The organism is Cohaesibacter celericrescens (assembly GCF_002866925.1).
In the GTDB taxonomy this organism is placed as follows: Bacteria; Pseudomonadota; Alphaproteobacteria; order Rhizobiales; family Cohaesibacteraceae; genus Cohaesibacter; species Cohaesibacter celericrescens.
Window position 1 is genome coordinate 277,832 of record NZ_PKUQ01000042.1, and the last position, 19,411, is coordinate 297,242.

Below are 19,411 nucleotides of genomic sequence, written 5' to 3' on the forward strand. Positions count from 1 at the left end.
AGTTTCTATTCAAAAACAGCTTTTGGATTGTCAAGGCTGTCGGAACCTTCAAATGCGATATTATCGATTTGCAAAACAGAAACGACCCGCTCAATCGACTTGGTTTGATCAACCAGTGCATCCACACCACCCATGATCAGGGCCTCGCCGCCTGCATTGCCGCGTTCAAGCATCTGATCATAGCTGAAACCGGCTTCAGCTGCACTTTTGATGCGGCCCAGTTTCATCATTGTGGTGGACAATTTGCTCCGCAGCTCCGCATCCAGTTCTTCATCAGCATGAGCGACCAAGTCGGACAGGGACGGGCCAGATACAAGCGATCCATCTACACGCACATATTCTCCGAGATAAGCATTCTGAATGCCCAGTCCGTCATAATAGTGGCTGTTGTGGGTATTGTCCGAGAAACAATCATGCTCTTCTTCAGGATCATTAAGCATCAGGCCCAAGCGCATACGCTCTCCTGCCTGCTCACCATATGACAGCGACCCCATGCCTGTCAGGATGGTGACGATACCGGCATCTTCATCCGCAAAAAGAGCCTTACGCGCCTCACCGCTTTCGCCCCACTGCAATGTCATCCATTGAAGATCAGACACCAGCAGATCCGTTGCAGATGACAAATAGGCGCCGCGACGATCACAATTGCCGCTAGTGCACGCATCACCCTTGGCAAAATCGGTCCAAGGACGGCTGCCTGCCCCATGCGCATGACCATTGAGGTCCTGCCCCCAAAGCAAAAACTCAATGGCATGGTAGCCGGTCGCAACGTTGGATTCGACACCATCGGCTTCATGCAGGGTTTCTGCCAAAAGGTCTGGTGTGATCTGCGTTGCGTCAATCGTCTTGCCAGACAGCTCAAAGTTCGGGTTTGCGACAACATTAAGCACAGCAAAGGCGTTTTCATCTGAAGGGCCGCCATATGACGCGTCGACATAGTCAATCAGGCCTTCGTCCAGCGGCCAAGCATTCACTTTGCCTTCCCAATCATCAACAATGGCATTGCCAAAACGGTAAACTTCGGTTTGCTGATAAGGCACGCGGGACGCCAGCCATGCTTTTTTGGCGGCTTCCAGATTTACGGCCGAAGGCGCTTCGATCAAAGCCGCGACCGACGCTTGCAAACGTTTTGCAGTTGTCAGGCTGTCGCTATATTTGGCCTCTGCAATGTTGGCATAGGTGTCCAGAACAGTCGTTTTGTTGACATGTTCATGGGCCAACGCAGAGGAACCAGCCCCCATCAGCAACAAACAAGAATAGGCTGCAAGATTGCGTTTCATCATCAGATCACATTCCCAATTTTTCAATCAATTCAAACTCAGATCAACAGGCAACCTGCAAAAACAGACATGTTAGGTCTATCGTCAAGCAGACACCGCCAAATTTCTAAGCCGCTATTTCAGTGGCATAAAACACCAATCAACGCGGGCGTCAAATAGTTGAATTAAAAAGTCATGTTTGTAAAGTTGATTATTTAACTCATCTTATAATATCTGTTGAGATAACCCATAATCCTCTATAAATAAAGACTATTTTCTATACACATAGATATCAGCATTGATGTGTTGTGAGCGTTTCGCCTTCAAACATGCCTCAATGGATGCCTTCATAGAAAGAAATTTTTGCCATTTTGGACAGTCTGCGACAATCGCCCCAAAAGCCAATTGTATCGTAAATCCTGTTGCGCGGAGCTATCTTCCCTTGCCTTTGTTTTGATCTGGTCTCAGATTGAATAGGGAATTTTTAACGCAACGAACACAGCAATCATGAGGACCGATGATGGCTATAGACTGGGATCTTCACCGCAAAGAAGTGCACAATCTGGGCAAGGTACAAGATTTCCTGAAACAGATTGTCTATGGCGGCAATGATGGCATCGTCACCACCTTTGCTATTGTTGCGGGCTTTGCAGGGGCGCAAGCAGACGGCACTGCGCAAATCGGAGCGATCGCTGTGTTGGTGTTTGGTTTGGCCAACCTGTTTGCTGACGCTGTTTCCATGGGGCTCGGGGAGTTTCTGTCGACGCGATCTCAGCAGGACCTTTATTTAAAGCAGCGCAAATTTGTCTTTGAAGAGCTGAAAAGCAACCCAGTCCATGAACAATCAGAACTTGTGCAGATGATGCGCGAACGTGGTTTGGACGATGATGCATCCGAACGGGTTGCCAATGAGTTGATGCAAAGCCCAGAATTGGTGGCAGACCTGATGATGGCTTATGAATTGGAACTGCCAGATATGCGGCAGGTGTCGCCGGTATTGGATGGTCTGGTTACATTCATTGCCTTTGTCATTTTTGGCAGTGCGCCACTGGTTCCTTATTTCCTGCTGGAGCCAACCCAAAACACCTTTTTCCTGTCGGTTCTTGCTGCCTTCTCCGCGCTCGTTGGATTGGGATTGCTGCGTTGGTGGTCGACGCGCGAACGCATAGTGCGATGCATTGGAGAAACGGTGCTGGTGGGTAGCGTCTGTGCGCTCGTGGCCTTTGTTGTAGGCGCGATCGTCAGCTAACGGTCTTTTTCCAGAAACCGCCTCAACAGCAAGTCCGCAGCTTTGTGGAGCAGCAATGTCATGGCGACGATCAAGGCCAAGGCGGCAAACATCAATTCTGTGCGCGACCGTGCATTGGCCATCAACATCAGATAACCAAGGCCTTTGGACGCGCCGATCCACTCTCCGATCACAGCGCCGGTCGGAGCATAGGTGACCGCAATCCGAACGCTTGCCGCCAGCTGGGGGATCGCTTGTGGCAACCGCAACCAAACCAGCTCACGCCACCGGGATGCCTTGGCAATGCGGGCCAAATCCAACGTTGCTTCTGGCGTCGCCAGCATGCCGTCTAGCAAACCGGAAGCGATGGGGAAAAACACCAACAAGATCGTCATGGCAACCTTTGGCTCGGTTCCGTACCCAAACCAAAGTGTCAGGATCGGCGCCAGCACAAACACGGGAATGGCCTGCGATGCATTGAGCAATGGCCGTAGATTAACGCGCACCAGCGGCGACATCATCATAAGAGTGGCAAAGCCCAGACCGAGCAACGCCCCAATCGAAAATCCGGCGATAACTTCACCCAACGTAACCAACAAATGCGAGGTCAGTAGCGGTGCGTTTGTCCAAAGCGCTTCCATCACCGCCAAAGGCCCTGGCAGGATAAAACGGGGCAGCAACTCGGCCCAAGCAATGATCTGCCAGACAATCAAAAGAAATGTCGGTACGATTGCCTTTTTCACGTTTCCCCCCTGATCTGAGTAAGCAGTTCGGCCGCCGCCAAAGCAAGCGATGGATCAGACAGGCCATGAGGCGTCTCACCCGACAAAGGATTGATTTTTTTAAGTTTCCGATTGGAAAGCAACCAAATATTGCGCCCCAAACGCAGAGCTTCCGTCGGATCATGGGTAACCAGCAGCACCGCGCGCCCGGCAAATTGTTGATATGCCAACTCTTGCATCAGCGCGCGATTTACCGGATCAAGGGAAGAAAACGGCTCATCGAGTAAGATCAGCTCGGCATCGCTCATCAAGGTGCGAGCCAAAGCCACGCGCTGGCGCTGCCCACCTGATAATTTGTCGGGATAGCTGCCTTGATATCCTTGCAATCCCACATCAGCAAGCAAGTCGATTGCCCGCGCCTGATCCGGCCTTCGGCCTGCTAGTTTTTCCAGCAGCATAACATTTTGCAATACCGTCAAGCGCGGCTGCATAAGGTCGGTTTGCGCCATCCAGCCGATGCGCTCGGGCACGGCTTTTTGTCCTAGCAGACGAGCAGGAGTCGCCAGTCCGGCCAACAACCGCAACAGGGTTGATTTGCCCGAACCTGATGGTCCGAGCAAACATGTCCACCCAGCCTCGAGGGCAAGATCGAATGCATCAACAAGCACCCTGCCCTCAAGCGTAATCGTCCCAGACACCTCAATGTTTGGCACCGGACTGTCGGGCATTATTTTGCCCCTAGGTCACGGGCAATGCTCTGCAGTTCAGGCGCCGATGAGAGCATACCAACCTCTGTTAGGTAAGCACCAAATGCCTCATAGCCCGCTTTGTCGAGCGTCACAGGATCTGTGGCAAATTTTGGGTAGGTGTCAAACCAAGCCGAATGGTTCAGCGTGTCATCCAATTCGGCTGCATAGGTCTTGAACTGCTCCCAAGTGCCTTCAGGATCATTGCGTATGTCTGCGGTAGCGCGCGCTGTGGCATCCAGAAACAACTTGATGTCATCATAAGTCTCACGCGTGGCACTGGCCTCATAGATCAGTTCTTCATAGACAGGCACGCCGTGATCTTCTGGGTTAAAGCATTTTCCTGTACGCCCCACCGCTTTCATTTGGTGCAGTTCAAAATTGCGAAAAGCGCCAGATGTCGCATCAACTTTTCCAGCTGCCAGCGCTGAAGTGAGGGCAAAATTGACATTGATCTGTTCCACCTGAGTCGGTTCAACACCATTGGTGCGCAACATGCGATGCATCAAGGCTTCTTCAATGCCGGGAACGGAAAAGCCGATGCGTTTGCCTTTGAGATCAGCGAGGCTTTTGATCGGGCCATCAGCATCCACCATGACGCAATAAAGCGGAGAGTTGACCAGTGTGCCAACACGAACAACGGGCAAGCCTTCCTTATGCTGAAGATAAAGCTGTGGTTGATAGGAAACAGCCAAATCCACCTGACCGGCAGCGGCCATTTTGGGTGGATCAGACGGATCCGCTGGCGCGATGATTTCAACATCGAGGCCGGCTTCTTTGAAATAACCACGTTGCTGGGCAACAATGATAGGACCGTGATCTGGATTGATAAACCAGTCTAGCATGATGGAAAGCTTGGTTTCTGCAGCGGCAGGCGTGATGGCAGCAGCAAGCATCAGAGCGGCGATGAACGTTTTCATATCGGCTTCCTTAGGTCGCCCTTAGGGCAAAAAAGTGATCGGTTGGGCCGTGGCCATGGCCGACAGACAATGCGTCAGCGGCTCGGATTGCGTTGAGAATATAAGCCTTTGAAGCTTTGGCCGCCTCGAGGCCATCACCAGACAAGGCCAAATGCGTGGCCAATGCCGATGACAGAGTGCAACCGGTTCCATGGGTGTTTTTGGTGGCAATGCGCTCCGACGGAAACCACTCCATTTGATCCTTGGAGAGATACAGATCAGGACTGTCTTCTGCCCTTAAATGCCCGCCTTTGAGGAACACAGCCTTGGGGCCAAGGTCAAGCAAAGCACGAGCCTGAGCTTCCATCTCATTTTTATTTATTGCCTCTACACCCCCCAACAAATCGGCCGCTTCGGGCAAATTTGGTGTGATAATGGCCGCCAAGGGAAGCATAGTCTGACGCAGAGCAGCAACCGCATCTTGTTTAAGCAGGCGGTCACCGCCTTTTGCCACCATCACAGTATCGAGCACAATGGGGGCTGGGCAGTCAGCCAGAGCGTCTGCGACCGCAGTGACAATCTCGACGGTGCCCAACATGCCAATTTTGATGGCGCTGACGTCAATATCAGCAAGGATGGCGGCGATCTGATCTGTTATAAAATCCGGCGGTGTCGGCACCCAACCGGTTACCCCTTGGGTGTTTTGCGCCGTCATGGCAGCGATCACCGCCATCGCATATCCACCATTGGCGGAAATGGACTTTATGTCAGCCTGAATGCCAGCCCCACCCGAAGGGTCAGAGCCTGCAATGGAAAGAATATTCGGTATCATGCCGCCTCCCAACTGGCGACAAGCTGCCTCGTGGCCAGTTCGGGATCGACAGCACCGGAAATAGCTGAAACGATGGCCAGACCGGCACAACCCGCCGCTTTCACCGTTGCAATGTCAGCCTGCTTGACACCACCAATGCCGACACAGGGCACTGGCGCAGCTTTGGCTATGCGCGCCAGTGTTTCAAAACCAATGGGCGTTGCATGGTTCAGTTTTGATGCGGTCGCTCGCACCGGTCCTGCCCCAATATAGTCCAGAGTGCCTTTCGGAAGCGCGGCCATTGTTGCCAATTGCACTTCATTCTCAATCGACAGTCCCAAAATCTTATCGAGGCCAAGGGCGGCTCGCACAGCCACAGGATCGCCATCAGATTGGCCCATATGAAGGCCAGATGCACCACTCGCCAAGGCGACTTCAACACGATCATTAATGATCAAGGGAATATTGAAATCCTCGGCCATGGCAACCAATCGTCTGGCCTGAGCAATCAAGACCGCATCGCTCGCTGTTTTGTCGCGCAGTTGGATCACTGAGGCCCCACCCTTCAACGCAGCAAGGACCAGCGAATCGTCGGGATTATGGGGGGTTACGAAATAGACGGAGAGATTCATAACAACTCAACCTTTGCTGCTTGTGAGAGAATGTCGGGTGTTACCGTGTGCAACGCATCGATCAAAGCGGTGGCAAAGGACCCGGGAGCCTGTGCAGTCTCGGCGGCGACTTCACCGGCTAAACCATAATAGGCCAGCGCTGCGGTTGTTGCTTCCAGATGCGGCTGCCCGACAGCAAAGGCGGCGACAACACCGGTGAGCGAACAGCCTAGGGCCGTTACCAAAGGCATTAAAGCATGGCCATTGGTAACCCCGTAAGATGTTGCACCGTCAGTAATAAAATCCTGCGGTCCGGTTACGGCAACAACACAACCGATGGATTTAGCCAGTGCTTTGGCGCCTTCCTGAGCTGCCTCGACACTGTCGGCACTGTCGGCCCCTTTACCCTTTGTTATAGCCCCGGCAAGCGCCATGATCTCAGAGGCATTGCCGCGGATAATGGATGGATTGAGCGCCAACAATTTGGCTGCGGTTTCACGGCGAAAAGCAGTCGCTCCTGCGGCGACCGGATCGAGCACCCACGGTGTGCCGGCATCATTAGCAGCCTTGGCAGCCATTTGCATGGCATTGACCCATGGTGCTGACAACGTGCCGATATTGATGGTCAGTGCAGAGGTGAAGCTGGCAAATTCGGCAGCTTCTTCTTCTGCATGGACCATGGCAGGAGAGGCGCCTGCAGCAAGCATGACATTGGCCATGATATTCATGGACACATAGTTGGTGATATTCTGCACGAGTGGTGCATTGGCACGCATCTGGTTGAGATAGTGGCCCCAGTTGGTCATTCTTCGCTCCTACTGAGGCGGATGGAATGACGTAGGGCCGAGCCCTTGTTCCGATGGGAATAGAAGGGCTGGATCCGCGACTTCCTCCGCCAGTATGATCTGGTTCAGGTTCAAAGGGTGCTTCTCAGTCCGGTGGTCCGGACGCCCCTGTCACGGCGCTTAGTTAATAGAGATTGGCGGGCAATTGCCAGTATATTTTACAAGAATCCGGCTTAATCGTGATCGCGACGGCTCTTCAAAGCCGATTTATGCACAGTAGAAGCACCTAGCAAATGATCATTTTTTCCAATGCCTTACGATAGTCCTTCAAGAGGATCGTCATCTCCTCCTGACGGTCCGGGCCAAAACGGGTGATCAGCCCTGACACAGCCAAAGCACCAACAAGCCCACCGGATGTCGACAGGATCGGCGTAGCGATTGCGGCCACTTCCACGTCCCTTTCTCCCATGGAAATCGCAATGCCGCAGGACCGCACACGGGCGTCTTCTTCTGTCCCATAATCCTGCTGAATTTTCGCGAAAATTTGCAGGATTTTACCCGAAGCGCCTTGAACAAGCGGCAGGCTCACTCCCTCCTGTATCGTATGACGGATTGCCCGAGGCGGTTCGTGCCGGAACAGGCACACACGATGCCGCCCCTCTTTGACATAGAATGAGGCCGTCTCATTGGTGGCCTCACTCAATTGCTTTAACTGCGGGCGGATAACAGCTGCAAGGTCGAAACTTTGTCGATAATTGGCACCAAGTCGCCAAGCTGTCGGCCCGACACGAAATCGACTGCCCTCCCCGCGGACCAAGTAGCCAAACCGCTCCAGCGACACTGCCAAACGCAGGATCGTGCTTTTGTAGAGACCCGTATGGCGCGCAATTTCAGCAAGGCTCAGCTCGGTGGTGTCTGGTTCAAAACAATCTAGAATGCTCAACGCACGTTCAACGGCTTCAACGCCTTTGGCTTCCGACATCGCTGCTTCCTTTGTCTGGCCCCTCGCCTGCGGCCAAATTCGTGATTGACAAGTGAGACGATCATGACACACTGTTCTATTAATTACAAATTCGTTCTACTAGATAGAACTTACGAAGGAGGTTGACTTGATCAAACCGCTAGAAGGCATTCGCATACTGGACCTGACCAATGTTCTGGCTGGCCCCTTTTGCTGTCATCAGCTTGTGCATATGGGGGCGGATGTTATCAAAGTGGAAGCGGCGGGTCGTGGGGATCTGGCCAGACAATTGGGCGCGGATACGGAACTCAACGCCAAAAGCATGGGCGTCTCATTTCTGGCGCAGAACGCAGGCAAAAAATCGGTAACCGTCAATCTCAAACATTCCGAAGGCAAAAAACTGTTTGAGAAACTGGTCGCCACCGCTGATGTGCTGGTTGAGAATTTTCGCCCCGGCGTCATGAGCCGACTGGGTGTCGGCTATGAGGCGCTTAAAGCCATCAAGCCAGACTTGATCTATTGTGCGATATCCGGTTTCGGGCAGGATGGTCCATGGGTGCACAGGCCTGCCTATGACCAGATCATTCAAGGCGCTTCCGGCGTGATGTCAATCACCGGTGACAGCAACAGCGCCCCCCTGCGGGTTGGCTATCCGGTTGCCGATAGCGTCGGCGGAATGACAGCAGCCTTTGCCATTGCTGCGGCACTCAATGCCAAGCCCCGTGGGGCCTTTCTGGATGTTTCAATGCTGGAAAGCGTTTTGGCCACCATGGGGTGGGTCGTTTCCAACCACCTTATTGCGGGTGTGGAGCCCACCGCCAATGGCAATGAAAATCCGACGTCGGCCCCATCGGGCACATTTGCGGCAAAAGACAGCCTGATCAACATCTCCGCCAACAAGGACGAACAATGGGTGCTGTTGACCGATCATTTGGGCCTGCAGATTTTGCGCGATCAACCGGACTATGCGACGCGGGAAGATCGCAAAAAGAACCGTTTGGCGCTCAAAGCTGCATTGGAGACGGTGCTTTTGACACGATCTGCGCGTGAGTGGGCCAGAGACCTGAACAACATTGGCGTTCCTGCTGGGGCGGTATTGAGTGTGCCTGAAGTGCTTGGCATGCCGCAAATTGCCGAGCGTGGATTCTTGCATCCTTTCGCGAATGTTCCCGGTGTCGGACGTGATATTGAGGTGGTGACAACGGGGATAAAGCTGGATGGAGAAGCGCTGCATGTGGACACTCCCCCACCAGAGTTGGGACAGGACAATGCAGAAATCTGGACCGAGTTGGGCCTGTCCAGTGACGAACTGGCAAGATTGAAAAAGGAGGGAACCCTATGAGTGGCGAACGCAACGATGTCTCAGACTGGTGGACTACGTCCATCATCGACATGGCTCCTGGTCAGATCCGCTTTCGCGGCAACCCGATCGAGGATCTCATCGGAACCGTCTCCTTCCCGCAAATGATCTGGCTGATGACCCGTGGTGATCTACCCACTCCTGCCCAAGCCAAACTATTGGAATGCGCCTTGGTTGCGGCGGTCGACCATGGTCCGCAGGCACCGTCCATCGCGGCCGCCCGTATGGCGGTGACGTGCGGGCTGAGCCTGAACGGTGCAATGGCCTCTGCGGTCAATATGCTGGATGATGTTCATGGAGGTGCGGGAGAGCAAGCGGTGGAATTGTATCACTGGATCGCAGCGTCCGTGCGCGAGGGAACTGCTTTGGAGGAGGCTTCCGCCACTATGGTGGACAAATGGCAGGCGGAACGCACAAAATTCGTCCCCGGCTTTGGCCATCGCTTTCACAAACCAGAAGACCCGCGAGCACCCAGACTGCTGGCGTTGGTGGACGAAGCCGCAGCTCAAGGAACGGTGGGTGGAGAGTTTGCCCAAATAGGCCGCGCCTTGCAAAAGCTGCTCAATGAACGCAAGGGCAAGCCTGTGCCGATGAATATTGATGGTGCAACGGCGGTGATCTATGCGGAATTGGGATTTGCAGGCCCGTTGGCGCGGGGGCTGTTTTGTCTGTCCCGTTCGGTCGGGGTGATTGCCCATGCATGGGAACAGATGAATCAGGGCGAACGCAACAAAGGACCGACGCCGCCTTCTTATCGTTGGACCTACAGCGGGCCCAATCCGATTGATCCCGAATCGTAAAGCCAAAACAAAAAAGGCCCTCAGGAACCAAGATGTTCCGGAGGGCCTTTAATTTCAACAGCCACAGGGAGGAAATGACTGAAGAGAACAATGATCAATCGACCTGTCGCTTGGTTTTGATTGATTTTAGTCGTCAGAAAATTCGATTGGACTATTTGAACAGAATTTCAACCCAAGATCAAAAATCGCTAGGGAAATGCAGCGTTTTCAAGTCCGTTTTTGAGGGGCGCTGGCCTTCGTTGAGCGCAGCAGAAACGCGCATAATTGCAGGCAGGTCTTGATAACATGCTTGACTAAAAGCGCGGGTTACTCGTTTAACACCACTGAACATGGTTTCTCTCCAAAGGCCGGTTTTCCTGCCTGACACTATATAGGAAAATCACGCAGTTTTGGTGTCGCAGTTTGCTCGAGCAGCCATGCCCGAACAGCATGGCTCACCGTGCGCACCCACCGGTTGAGACACTATTTTCGGTCTTCCCATAAAAGCACGGCAGGAGCCAAAAAAGTCAGGACAAAGAGACGGAATATATGCTGGGCGGCAACAAAGGCCGTATCGACTTGCATAATCACGGCCATTGCAGCCATCGCCTCCAGCCCCCCCGGGGCAAATGCGATTAACAATTGCGGCAGCGGCAACCCCAGCCACCAAGAGCCAATGGTTCCCGCAAGCACCGCCATGCCTGACGCCACCAGAACGGCAGCCAAGCCAGCACCGGCAGCATTTTTGAGCTGGTGCCATGTGACATTGGAAAAACGTGTGCCGATGAGACTGCCCATGATGGTAAAAGCAATCATCGTGAGCCAAGGCGGGATTTGCCCGATGACCACCCCCGTTGCGTGGGTGAGTGTCGAGACCATCATGCCACCCAACAGATAGGCGGCAGGCAGGCGGAACCTGTTCATGCCCCAGCCAATCAAGGCCGCCACGGGAGCCAGCCAAAGCAGTGCACTGAGCGCCATTTGAGGCGGTGCCATCGCATGCACGCCGCTATTAAGCCCCAATGCGGTTACGGCGAAAGGCACCACCACCGTCAGAACCATAACGCGGATGGATTGAACAATGGAAATAGATGCAATGTCGACATTGTTTTGGCTGGAGAGGCCAAGAACAAAACTCAAATGCCCTGGCGTCGCCGCCAGCGTTGCGGACCGGACGTCATAGTGCCAATAGCGGCCCAACATCCATCTGCAGCCAAAGAAAGTGCCCAACAGCGACAGTGTCAAAATACCAAAGGCCATCGGCCACAAGCCAATGGTTTCCAAAACTTGTGGCGTGACGCCGGAGCCCATGGAAAGGCCAATCGCAACAAAACAAGCGTTGCGCAGCAGGTTGGGGATTCTCAAGGTCAGTCCCAGCAGGCAGGCAAGAGTGACCAGAATCGCCGAGCCGGTAAGAAAAGGAGCAGGAAAGCCTGCGTAAAAAGCAATGGTACCACCCAGAGCACCAAGGCTCAGGGTGATACCAACCTGTATCGACTTGTTATCGTCAAGCGTCGTCATGCCCGATTATCAATCTTCTGTGGAGCTTTGCCCGGAGAGAGACTTACGCATTTTGCCAAACAGCGGGGATAGCATGGGAACGAGAAGGCAGGCCCCGGCAATCAACAGAATCGTCAGGGTCAGGGGACGTTCCCACAAAAAGGCCCAACTGTCATCATTGATCAAAAGCGCGCGGCGTAGATTTTCTTCCATCATCCCCCCCAGAATGAATCCAAGGATCATCGGAGCCATCGGGAAATCAAGAAAACGCAGCAGCAAGGCAATGGCGCCAAACAACACCATCAACTGAATGTCGAAGGTATTAAAGCTGACGAAATAAACCCCGATCAGCGAAAAGAACAAGATGAAGGGCAACAGGAACCGGCTTGGAACGGCCAGAATGCGCGCGATATAAGGAATCAGCGGCAGATTCAGCACTAGCAAGATGATGTTGCCAATCCACATGGATACGATCACCGACCAAAACACCTCAGGATTATCAACGTAAAGCCGTGGGCCGGGCTGAATGCCATAACCGACCAACGCACCCAGCATGATGGCGGTTGTGCCAGACCCCGGGATACCCAGTGTCAACAATGGCACAAAAGAGCCTGTTGCAGCGGCATTGTTGGCTGTTTCCGGTGCAGCAAGCCCGCGGACTGATCCTTTGCCGAACAATTTTCCTTTTTCTGCACCCGCAATGCGTTGCTCTGTACCATAGGCAAGAAACGAGGCAATGGTCGCGCCGGCACCAGGCAACACGCCAATCAGAAAGCCAAGCACAGAGGACCGACCAATCACCGGCACCATTTCCTTGACTTCTTCTTTGCTGATGGCCATGGAACCAAGGTGAGAGGAAGCTTCTTTTTCCTCCTGCCGTTTGCTGTCATTGTCAGGCTTCAGGATCGCGATCAAAGCTTCGGACAGCGCGAATGTTGCCATCACCAACAGCAGGAATGAAATCCCGTCGGTCAGGTCCAGAATGCCGAGGGTAAAGCGTGGCACGCCTTGGGTCTGGTCGGTGCCAACGGTCGAGAGCATCAGACCGACAACGGTCATCAACAAAGCTTTGAGCACATCCCCACGGCTGGCAAATGCCGCAACGGCAGTCAAGCCAAGAACCATCAGCGCAAAATAGTCAGTAGATTGGAAGGAGAGCGAGACGCTGGCCAAGAAGGGCGCTGCGATGAGCAGAAAAATAGCTGCAATCACGCCACCGGAAAAGGACGAATAGGCGGCAATGGCCAGAGCCTTGCCTGCCATGCCCTGTTGGGCCATAGGATAACCATCGAAAGAGGTGGCAACCGTTGAGGCCACACCCGGCGCGTTGATCAAAATGGAGGAGGTCGAGCCGCCAAAAATTGCACCATAATAGACTGCGGCCATCAAAATAATGCCAGCAGAGGGGTCCAGCGTGGATGCGATGGGAATCATTAGCGCAATCGCCGACATTGGCCCGAGGCCCGGCAACATGCCGATAAATGTTCCAACAAAACAGCCGATAACAACAAACACAAGATTCATCGGTGACATGGCAGTGCCAAGCCCGATCAGGATACCGTCAAGCATGTCAATTGCCTCTCATAAATTCTGGCAATGGCTCGATGAACACATCCAGCCCCATCGTCATCATCACCCAAAAAGCAATCACCAAAGGCACTGCAACGGCAACAAGAAGCCAGATTTTGCGTTCCCCAAGCATCGCAAAGCCGATCATCAGAAACAAAGATGTCGCCGCAATGAAACCCAGAGGGCGAACCAGAAGGCCATAGACTGACATCAATGCCAGAAAGGCAAACCCCAATCCCCATTTGAGACCGGCGAACCGCGGACCTTCGTTGGTGCCGGGAAACAGAATAACCAACAGGGACAGGCCGATGGCCAGAACAGAGAGCACTTCGGGCATGGTTCGGGCGTGAAATGCCGAGTTGGTTTGAAAGGGTAAAAGATGAATTTGTTGACTGAGCAGGCCGTAGGTGATGCTGAAAATCAGCAGCAAGAGCCCACCAATTCTATCTTTGTTGAGCAGCATGGCAATGGTCCAAATGGTTGGGATCGTTTGGGTCTTTGATCACGGTATGGGATGCAGAAGGGAGGAGCAACGCTGGCTCCTCCCATCCCATTTTCACATCCACTCAGGGTGGATTGTCTCTGGAAAGACAGGCTTACATAAAGCCGAGTTCCTTCATCAGAGTTGTGACTTCTTTTTCTTGACCTTCCAGGAAGGCAACAAATTTGTCATCTGGATTGAAAATTTCCACCCAACCATTGCGGTCACGAACGGTTGCCCATTCTTCGGTGTCATACATTTCCTGAAGAGCTTCAACAAATTTTGCTTTTTGCTCCGTAGGCAGATCAGGTGCCGCAAAGAACCCGCGCCAGTTGACGAAGAATGCTCCTGTTGCGCCTGCTTCGTCGCAGGTTGGCGTGTCTTTGGCAGCGTCAACGCGGTCGGGAGCGGTGACACAAAGGATTTTCACTTCACCCTGACGTGCAAGCTCGATTGCTTCACCAAAGCCAGTGGTCAGCGCTTTGATTTCGCCAGACAACAAGCCGGCCATTGCTTTGCCACCCGCATCATAAGGGATATATTTCACAGCGGTTGGGCTGGCTCCGGCACTTTTCATAATCAGCGCAGAGATCAAATGGTCCATACCGCCAGCAACCGAGCCGCCACCGATGGCAACTTTTTTGGGATCAGCGTTATAGGCCGCCAACAATTCAGCAAAGGTGTTGTATGAAGAGTTTTTGCCGACAACAAGCGCACCATAGTCACCGACAGTTCCTGCGATTGGTGTCAGGTCGCGGAAGGACTGTGGAAAGACCTTCTGCAAGGATCGGATAACGATGGGCGTTGAATTGACCATCAAAGTGTTCGGATCATTGGTTTCGATCAAATGCGCAATGGCTTTACCACCACCGCCACCGGACATGTTTTCATAAGATGCTGAGCCAACAAGGCCAGATTTGGTCAGTGCTTCACCGGTGCCGCGCGCTGTGCCATCCCAGCCGCCACCAGCGCCACCAGGAATAAGGAACTTGATTTGATCGAGCACTTTGTGGCCATCAGCAAGCACTGGAGCCGAAAAGGTTGCTACAGATACAGTGAATACTGCTGCGGTCAAAGCCGCTTTCAAAAGTTTCATTAGGTTGTCCTCCCATTAGAAAATAACCCGGTGGTACCTCCACCGTGCCGGGTCAAGCTGGCGCAAGTCAAACAGGCGAACCTGTCATCAAGCTGTCGCTGCAGTGCAATATATAGGGAATATCACCTATATACATTCTACTATAAAACGCCCGGCGATGGCATCCCTGTATAACAACCGCGGTTCATTGGTTGCTCAAAGCCTTGTTCCATTTCTCGACGATTTTGGCGCGCTTGACCTGATCGAGATAGACCATAAGGCTGGGGCGCACGGCAATCGGGCGCAATTGGCTGCCATGAGCCGTGGCCATATGATGCACCGTATTGTCGCCGCGAATATCTGGATGCAAAACGGGTATGCCAACCTGTTTTGCCATAATCGACTGCCCTTCCCGACTCATCAAGAAACTGAGGAATTGCGTGCCCAACTCAGGATTTTGTGCAGCCTGTGGCACAAGGGCAATACGGGACATGACAAGGGTATAATCGGAAGGAAGAATGATGCCCAGTTCGGGATGGGTCTTGGTCCAATTCGCCGCATAAGACCCCAATATATTATAGCCAAGCGCAAACTGTCCTTCAGCAACCCTGTGCAATATGGCAGACGAATTGGAATAGAGCTTCACCCCGGCACTGCCCAGTGCATTGACCAAATCCCAGATATCGCGATGATTCTTCTCATCCAGCGCAAGAAACAAATAGCCCACGCCCGCCCGCTCGATATCATAGGTCGCGATTCGACCGAAAAACGCATCGCCCCTTTCGCGCAACAGAGCAATCAACTCGGCACGGGAATGGGGTGGAGCGATATCGATGAAGCTGGGTTTGTGATAAACAATCACGGCAGGTTCGAAAGTTAAGGCAAAAGCGGTGTCCCGCCAGCTGGCCCAATCGGGCCATATGTCAATATTCGGCAGGTCAACGCGTCTGGCATAACCATCATTGGCCAACTTCATTTGCAAATCCATGGCAGAGGAGATGATAATATCTGCCGTCTTGCCTGACTGGTCTGTTTCTTCAATTGTCCGCTCATAGACATCTTGCGTCTGCATTTCTTCATATCGGAGTGCGACGGTGGGATTGGCAGTCTGAAAAGCGTCGACCAGAGGACGCGACAGCTCCCTATCGAGGGAAGAGTAGACGGTCAGAACCGGTCCGCCCAATTCCGGCTGCTTGGCGGGGAACAGAGTGTCCGCCATCCCTTGAGAGGCAAAGGACACCAGCCCGATACAGCCCATGACAACAGCAAGAAGCCCATAGAAATTATGATGTTTACGCGCTTCTACTTTATTGAGCAAAGTGACATCCTCCCAGTCAGCACATTGTCCTAAAGTCAAGAATGGGCATAGATTTGGCCTAGGCACAAGCACAAGTTTTCCTTTACACTGCACCGCGGAGGGGACAATGCGCATACTCATTATCGAAGACAATCCGGTACTGGCTGACGGCCTGATCAAGGTCATGACCAGCAATGGCTATGCGGTCGACAGCGTTGCAACGGGCAGCGATGCAGACGCCGTTCTGGCGGCGCAAAATTACGATTTGGCTCTGCTGGATCTCAATCTGCCTCATATGGACGGTTTTGAAATCCTGCGTAATATGCGTGCCCGCCGCAACGACACTCCGGTGCTGGTGTTAACCGCGCGAGACGGGGTTGATGATCGGGTCAAGGGGCTCGATCTGGGGGCGGATGATTATTTGACCAAGCCTTTTGAAGTGCCCGAACTAGAAGCCCGTGTGCGGGCATTGCTGCGCAGGCGAGCCGGTGCAACAGCAGCACAGCTTGATCTTGGCCCGATCAGTCTTGATATGACTGGGCGCACCTTACGTATCAGCGATCAGCCCACAGATTTGCCCGCGCGCGAATTCAATATCTTGCAAGCGCTGCTGCTGGCCAACGGGAGGGTTTTGTCCAAGACCCAAATATTGGAATCCCTTTCCAGCTTTGACGACGAGTTAAGCGAGAATGCTGTCGAGCAATATATCTCGCGACTGCGCAAACGCTTGTCGCCGCACAGCATCAAAATCAACACCGCACGCGGGCTCGGATATTACCTTCAGCTGGATGAGACTACATGAGCGACCACCCGTCGCCCTATTCGCTGCGGCGCCGGCTGCTGCTTTGGCTCATGATCCCTCTTGGTCTGGTTGCGGTTCTGGCAATGATGGATAGCTATTTCAACGCCCGCGAGACCGCAACAGAAGCCGCAGATCGGGTGCTTACGGGTTCCGTTTTGGCCATTTCCGAGCGTGTTTATGTCAATGATGATGGCAAGTTAGAAGTCGACATCCCGTATGTGGCACTGGACATGTTGACTTCCGCTGCGCAGGATCGGGTGTTTTATCGCATCGATGGTCCCGACAATATCTTCGTCACAGGTTACCATCAGCTGCCCGTGCCAGAGTTTGAACAAAAGGCCGAGCAACGTGGCACGGTTCGCTTTGCTGACATCACCTACAAGCAAGACAGCGTCCGGATTGCGGTTATGCAATCGGCCGCTTCTTCCGGACTGCATTCGATCCCCTATCGGGTGAGTGTGGCCGAGACCACCGTGGCGCGGCAAAAACTGACACAAGAAATTCTGATCAGGTCGGCGCTGCGTCAGCTTTTGTTGGTTCTATCGGCGGCCATCATCGTCTGGTTCGCGGTGACCCGCGGCCTGCGCCCCCTTCATAAGCTGGAAGCGGCAATCGGACGGCGCAGTCTGGATGATCTGCGCCCCATTTTGCATCATGTACCACAGGAAGTGGGAGGACTGGTGCAGCGGTTCAACGACTTTATGGTTCACCTGTCCGGTGCCATTCAGGCGCTGAAAAACTTTACCGGCAACGCCAGCCATCAAATCAGAACCCCACTGGCGATTATCCGAACACAAATCACTCTGGCCAGTCGGGCAGAAACGCTGGAAGAAGCAAAAGCATCTTTGCAGACCTGCAACAATGCAATCACCGATGCGGAACGCACCCTGTCCCAGCTCATGCTGTTGGCGCGGGTGGACGCGCGATCCTCACAGACACTCACCAATGCGCAGATCAATCTGTCCCATGTTGCGCGCGAGGTGACGATGGGGCTGGTGCCACAAGCGGCAAGCATGGGCTTTGATCTTGGCTTTGAAGGCGAAGATGACCTCCACTGCAAAGGGGAGGCTATACTGGTGGGCGAGCTTTTAAAAAACCTGCTCGACAACGCCATCAAGCACGCCACCGGTGGTGATGAAATAACCGTGCGGGTGACCGCCGCGACCAAAGACGGCACCAAGTGGACGCGGCTGGAAGTACAGGACAACGGGGTTGGAATGCCAAAGGACGCCCTTGCGTTGATTGAACGCTTCAAGCGTCCCGAACAGTCAATCAACGGCTCCGGTCTGGGGTTGGCAATTGCTCAAGAGATCACCACTCTGTTCGGGGGACAGATGTGCATCCAAACGCCGCCCACCAAGACGGGGACGCTGGTGCAAATTGATTTCAGGCGCTCTTTCTGATCACGATGTGGCCGACGAAACCGTCGTGCTTGTCTGTTTCGGTCGTGTTGTTAAGAATGGCAACGATGCGCTCGGCCATCGCGGTGATCGGTTGACGGTAGGTTGTTAGCTGATAATTGGGGCTGAGCGCCAGCGGCACATCGTCAAAACCGATCACAGCAATATCGTCAGGCACCTGCAAGCCCAGCCCGTGGCGGATTGCATCCATCGCACCAATGGCCAACGCATCATTTTCGCAAACAATGATGTCAGGCAGATCTTGTCTTGCCCTATCCCCAAGTGCTGCTTGAATCTCTTTCATGCTCAAGATCGGGTCATAGGCATGTCCATCAATCACCTCTGGCTCAAATCCGTGCCCTGTCCGCCAAAGATCAAGAAAGGTTTGTTTTCGATTGAGATGAGCGGACGCGGTGTTGGGACCGGCGAAAAACAAGGGACGCTTATATTTTTTTTGCGTTACATAGGTTTCGATTTCGGTCATGGCTGCCACATCATCGCAGCAAACCGATATTGTGTGAGGATTGTGCGATGACCGGGCTAGCACAATCAGTTTTTTAACCCTGCGGGCGCTCAACGCTGCCGCAATCACGTCATCATCAAATTCAATGCCGATTAGAATTGTCGCATCAACGCGCCTTTGGCTGGCATTCAGCAACGCATGAGAGGCATCATCGCGGTCAATCATATTGACCAACAGTGTATCCCACCCGTTCTTGCGCAAAATACGAGTCAGTCGCTCCAACATCACCAATTTGTGCGGATTGTCGAAATCATCCACCAAAAGCGCTACAAGATTTGACTTGTCGGACGCCAGACTGGAGGCCAACAAATCGGGCGCATACCCCAGCTGTTCAGCTGCCTGCATAACACGGGCGCGTGATTTGGGAGAAATGGAGGCATCTGGTCTAAACGCCCGATTGACGGTCCAGCGAGACACACCGGCCTTGTTGGCGACATCGTCTGCCGTCACCCGGTTTTGTTGTCCCGCACTTTGCTCAGATACGGGCTTTTCGCCATTACTTTCAGCCATTCAACATTCCAATTCATGTTCCGTATTTCTATCTTTACTTGATCGCATTTGCCAGCACAACGCATAGCTTGCACACGCGGGCAAAAGTTTCTT

At 53.3% G+C, this 19,411-nt stretch carries 20 protein-coding genes and 1 riboswitch; of the genes, 5 read left to right on the plus strand and 15 right to left on the minus strand.

The features are described 5' to 3' along the window. Positions 1-5: 5 nt before the first annotated feature. Positions 6-1,280, minus strand: coding sequence for an imelysin family protein (locus tag C0081_RS17950; protein WP_180966958.1), 1,275 nt, complete (start codon positions 1,278-1,280; stop codon positions 6-8). A gap of 496 nt (positions 1,281-1,776) precedes the next feature. On the opposite strand from C0081_RS17950, the gene C0081_RS17955 reads away from it, so the two are divergent. Beyond that, entirely contained in the window at positions 1,777-2,508 is a 732-nt protein-coding gene (locus C0081_RS17955; protein WP_101535223.1) for a VIT1/CCC1 transporter family protein, read from the plus strand. On the opposite strand, the gene C0081_RS17960 is transcribed toward C0081_RS17955, so the two are convergent. The 7 genes from C0081_RS17960 to C0081_RS17990 all read right to left on the minus strand — a co-directional run bounded on the left by C0081_RS17960 (position 2,505) and on the right by C0081_RS17990 (position 8,043). Then, positions 2,505-3,230: an ABC transporter permease gene (locus C0081_RS17960; protein WP_210200549.1), complete on the minus strand. Its 726-nt coding sequence runs from the start codon at positions 3,228-3,230 to the stop codon at positions 2,505-2,507. The genes C0081_RS17955 and C0081_RS17960 overlap by 4 nt on opposite strands. After that, on the minus strand, positions 3,227-3,937 hold the full coding sequence (locus C0081_RS17965) for an ABC transporter ATP-binding protein (protein ID WP_101535224.1): 711 nt from the start codon (positions 3,935-3,937) through the stop codon (positions 3,227-3,229). Before C0081_RS17965 ends, C0081_RS17960 begins: the two co-directional genes overlap by 4 nt. Then, positions 3,937-4,875, minus strand: a complete 939-nt coding sequence (locus tag C0081_RS17970; RefSeq protein WP_101535225.1) for an ABC transporter substrate-binding protein — start codon at positions 4,873-4,875, stop codon at positions 3,937-3,939. The genes C0081_RS17965 and C0081_RS17970 overlap by 1 nt, the downstream gene beginning before the upstream one ends. Positions 4,876-4,885: 10 nt before the next feature. Continuing rightward, positions 4,886-5,686 carry a bifunctional hydroxymethylpyrimidine kinase/phosphomethylpyrimidine kinase gene (gene thiD / locus C0081_RS17975; RefSeq protein ID WP_101535226.1) on the minus strand — a complete coding sequence of 267 codons (801 nt, stop codon included), beginning with the start codon at positions 5,684-5,686 and terminating at the stop codon, positions 4,886-4,888. Then, the gene (gene thiE / locus C0081_RS17980) at positions 5,683-6,297 is read right to left on the minus strand and encodes a thiamine phosphate synthase (RefSeq protein ID WP_101535227.1); all 615 of its coding nucleotides are present in this window, start codon (positions 6,295-6,297) and stop codon (positions 5,683-5,685) included. Before thiE ends, thiD begins: the two co-directional genes overlap by 4 nt. Next, complete coding sequence (thiM, locus tag C0081_RS17985; protein ID WP_101535228.1) at positions 6,294-7,082, minus strand: hydroxyethylthiazole kinase; 789 nt, start codon at positions 7,080-7,082, stop codon at positions 6,294-6,296. The genes thiE and thiM overlap by 4 nt, the downstream gene beginning before the upstream one ends. A gap of 64 nt (positions 7,083-7,146) precedes the next feature. Further along, positions 7,147-7,241: riboswitch (TPP riboswitch) on the minus strand. 106 nt (positions 7,242-7,347) lie between these two features. After that, positions 7,348-8,043 (minus strand): IclR family transcriptional regulator, encoded by a 696-nt coding sequence (locus C0081_RS17990; protein WP_101535229.1) that lies wholly within the window; start codon positions 8,041-8,043, stop codon positions 7,348-7,350. 127 nt (positions 8,044-8,170) lie between these two features. On the opposite strand from C0081_RS17990, the gene C0081_RS17995 reads away from it, so the two are divergent. After that, positions 8,171-9,364: a CaiB/BaiF CoA transferase family protein gene (locus tag C0081_RS17995; protein WP_101535230.1), complete on the plus strand. Its 1,194-nt coding sequence runs from the start codon at positions 8,171-8,173 to the stop codon at positions 9,362-9,364. Continuing rightward, entirely contained in the window at positions 9,361-10,182 is an 822-nt protein-coding gene (locus C0081_RS18000) for a citryl-CoA lyase (protein ID WP_101535231.1), read from the plus strand. Before C0081_RS17995 ends, C0081_RS18000 begins: the two co-directional genes overlap by 4 nt. Before the next feature lie 178 nt (positions 10,183-10,360). Here C0081_RS18000 and C0081_RS23270 read toward each other — a convergent pair whose 3' ends face one another. The 6 genes from C0081_RS23270 to C0081_RS18025 all read right to left on the minus strand — a co-directional run bounded on the left by C0081_RS23270 (position 10,361) and on the right by C0081_RS18025 (position 16,104). Beyond that, the gene (locus tag C0081_RS23270) at positions 10,361-10,513 is read right to left on the minus strand and encodes a hypothetical protein (RefSeq protein WP_180966953.1); all 153 of its coding nucleotides are present in this window, start codon (positions 10,511-10,513) and stop codon (positions 10,361-10,363) included. Between the two features lie 131 nt (positions 10,514-10,644). Beyond that, positions 10,645-11,682, minus strand: coding sequence for an AbrB family transcriptional regulator (locus C0081_RS18005; protein ID WP_101535232.1), 1,038 nt, complete (start codon positions 11,680-11,682; stop codon positions 10,645-10,647). A gap of 9 nt (positions 11,683-11,691) precedes the next feature. Continuing rightward, positions 11,692-13,230, minus strand: a complete 1,539-nt coding sequence (locus C0081_RS18010; protein WP_101535233.1) for a tripartite tricarboxylate transporter permease — start codon at positions 13,228-13,230, stop codon at positions 11,692-11,694. A 1-nt stretch (position 13,231) separates the two neighbouring features. Next, a complete protein-coding gene (locus tag C0081_RS18015) occupies positions 13,232-13,693 on the minus strand; it encodes a tripartite tricarboxylate transporter TctB family protein (RefSeq protein ID WP_101535234.1) in 462 nt (153 codons plus the stop codon). Between the two features lie 133 nt (positions 13,694-13,826). After that, complete coding sequence (locus C0081_RS18020) at positions 13,827-14,807, minus strand: tripartite tricarboxylate transporter substrate binding protein (protein ID WP_101535235.1); 981 nt, start codon at positions 14,805-14,807, stop codon at positions 13,827-13,829. 184 nt (positions 14,808-14,991) lie between these two features. Beyond that, entirely contained in the window at positions 14,992-16,104 is a 1,113-nt protein-coding gene (locus C0081_RS18025; RefSeq protein WP_245417988.1) for an ABC transporter substrate-binding protein, read from the minus strand. A gap of 106 nt (positions 16,105-16,210) precedes the next feature. Between C0081_RS18025 and C0081_RS18030 the strand changes: the two genes are divergently transcribed. Beyond that, positions 16,211-16,885, plus strand: coding sequence for a response regulator transcription factor (locus C0081_RS18030; protein WP_101535236.1), 675 nt, complete (start codon positions 16,211-16,213; stop codon positions 16,883-16,885). Then, positions 16,882-18,288 carry a sensor histidine kinase gene (locus C0081_RS18035; RefSeq protein ID WP_101535237.1) on the plus strand — a complete coding sequence of 469 codons (1,407 nt, stop codon included), beginning with the start codon at positions 16,882-16,884 and terminating at the stop codon, positions 18,286-18,288. The genes C0081_RS18030 and C0081_RS18035 overlap by 4 nt, the downstream gene beginning before the upstream one ends. Here the strand turns inward: C0081_RS18035 and C0081_RS18040 are convergent. Beyond that, complete coding sequence (locus C0081_RS18040; protein WP_101535238.1) at positions 18,272-19,318, minus strand: LacI family DNA-binding transcriptional regulator; 1,047 nt, start codon at positions 19,316-19,318, stop codon at positions 18,272-18,274. The genes C0081_RS18035 and C0081_RS18040 overlap by 17 nt on opposite strands. Positions 19,319-19,411 lie beyond the last annotated feature (93 nt).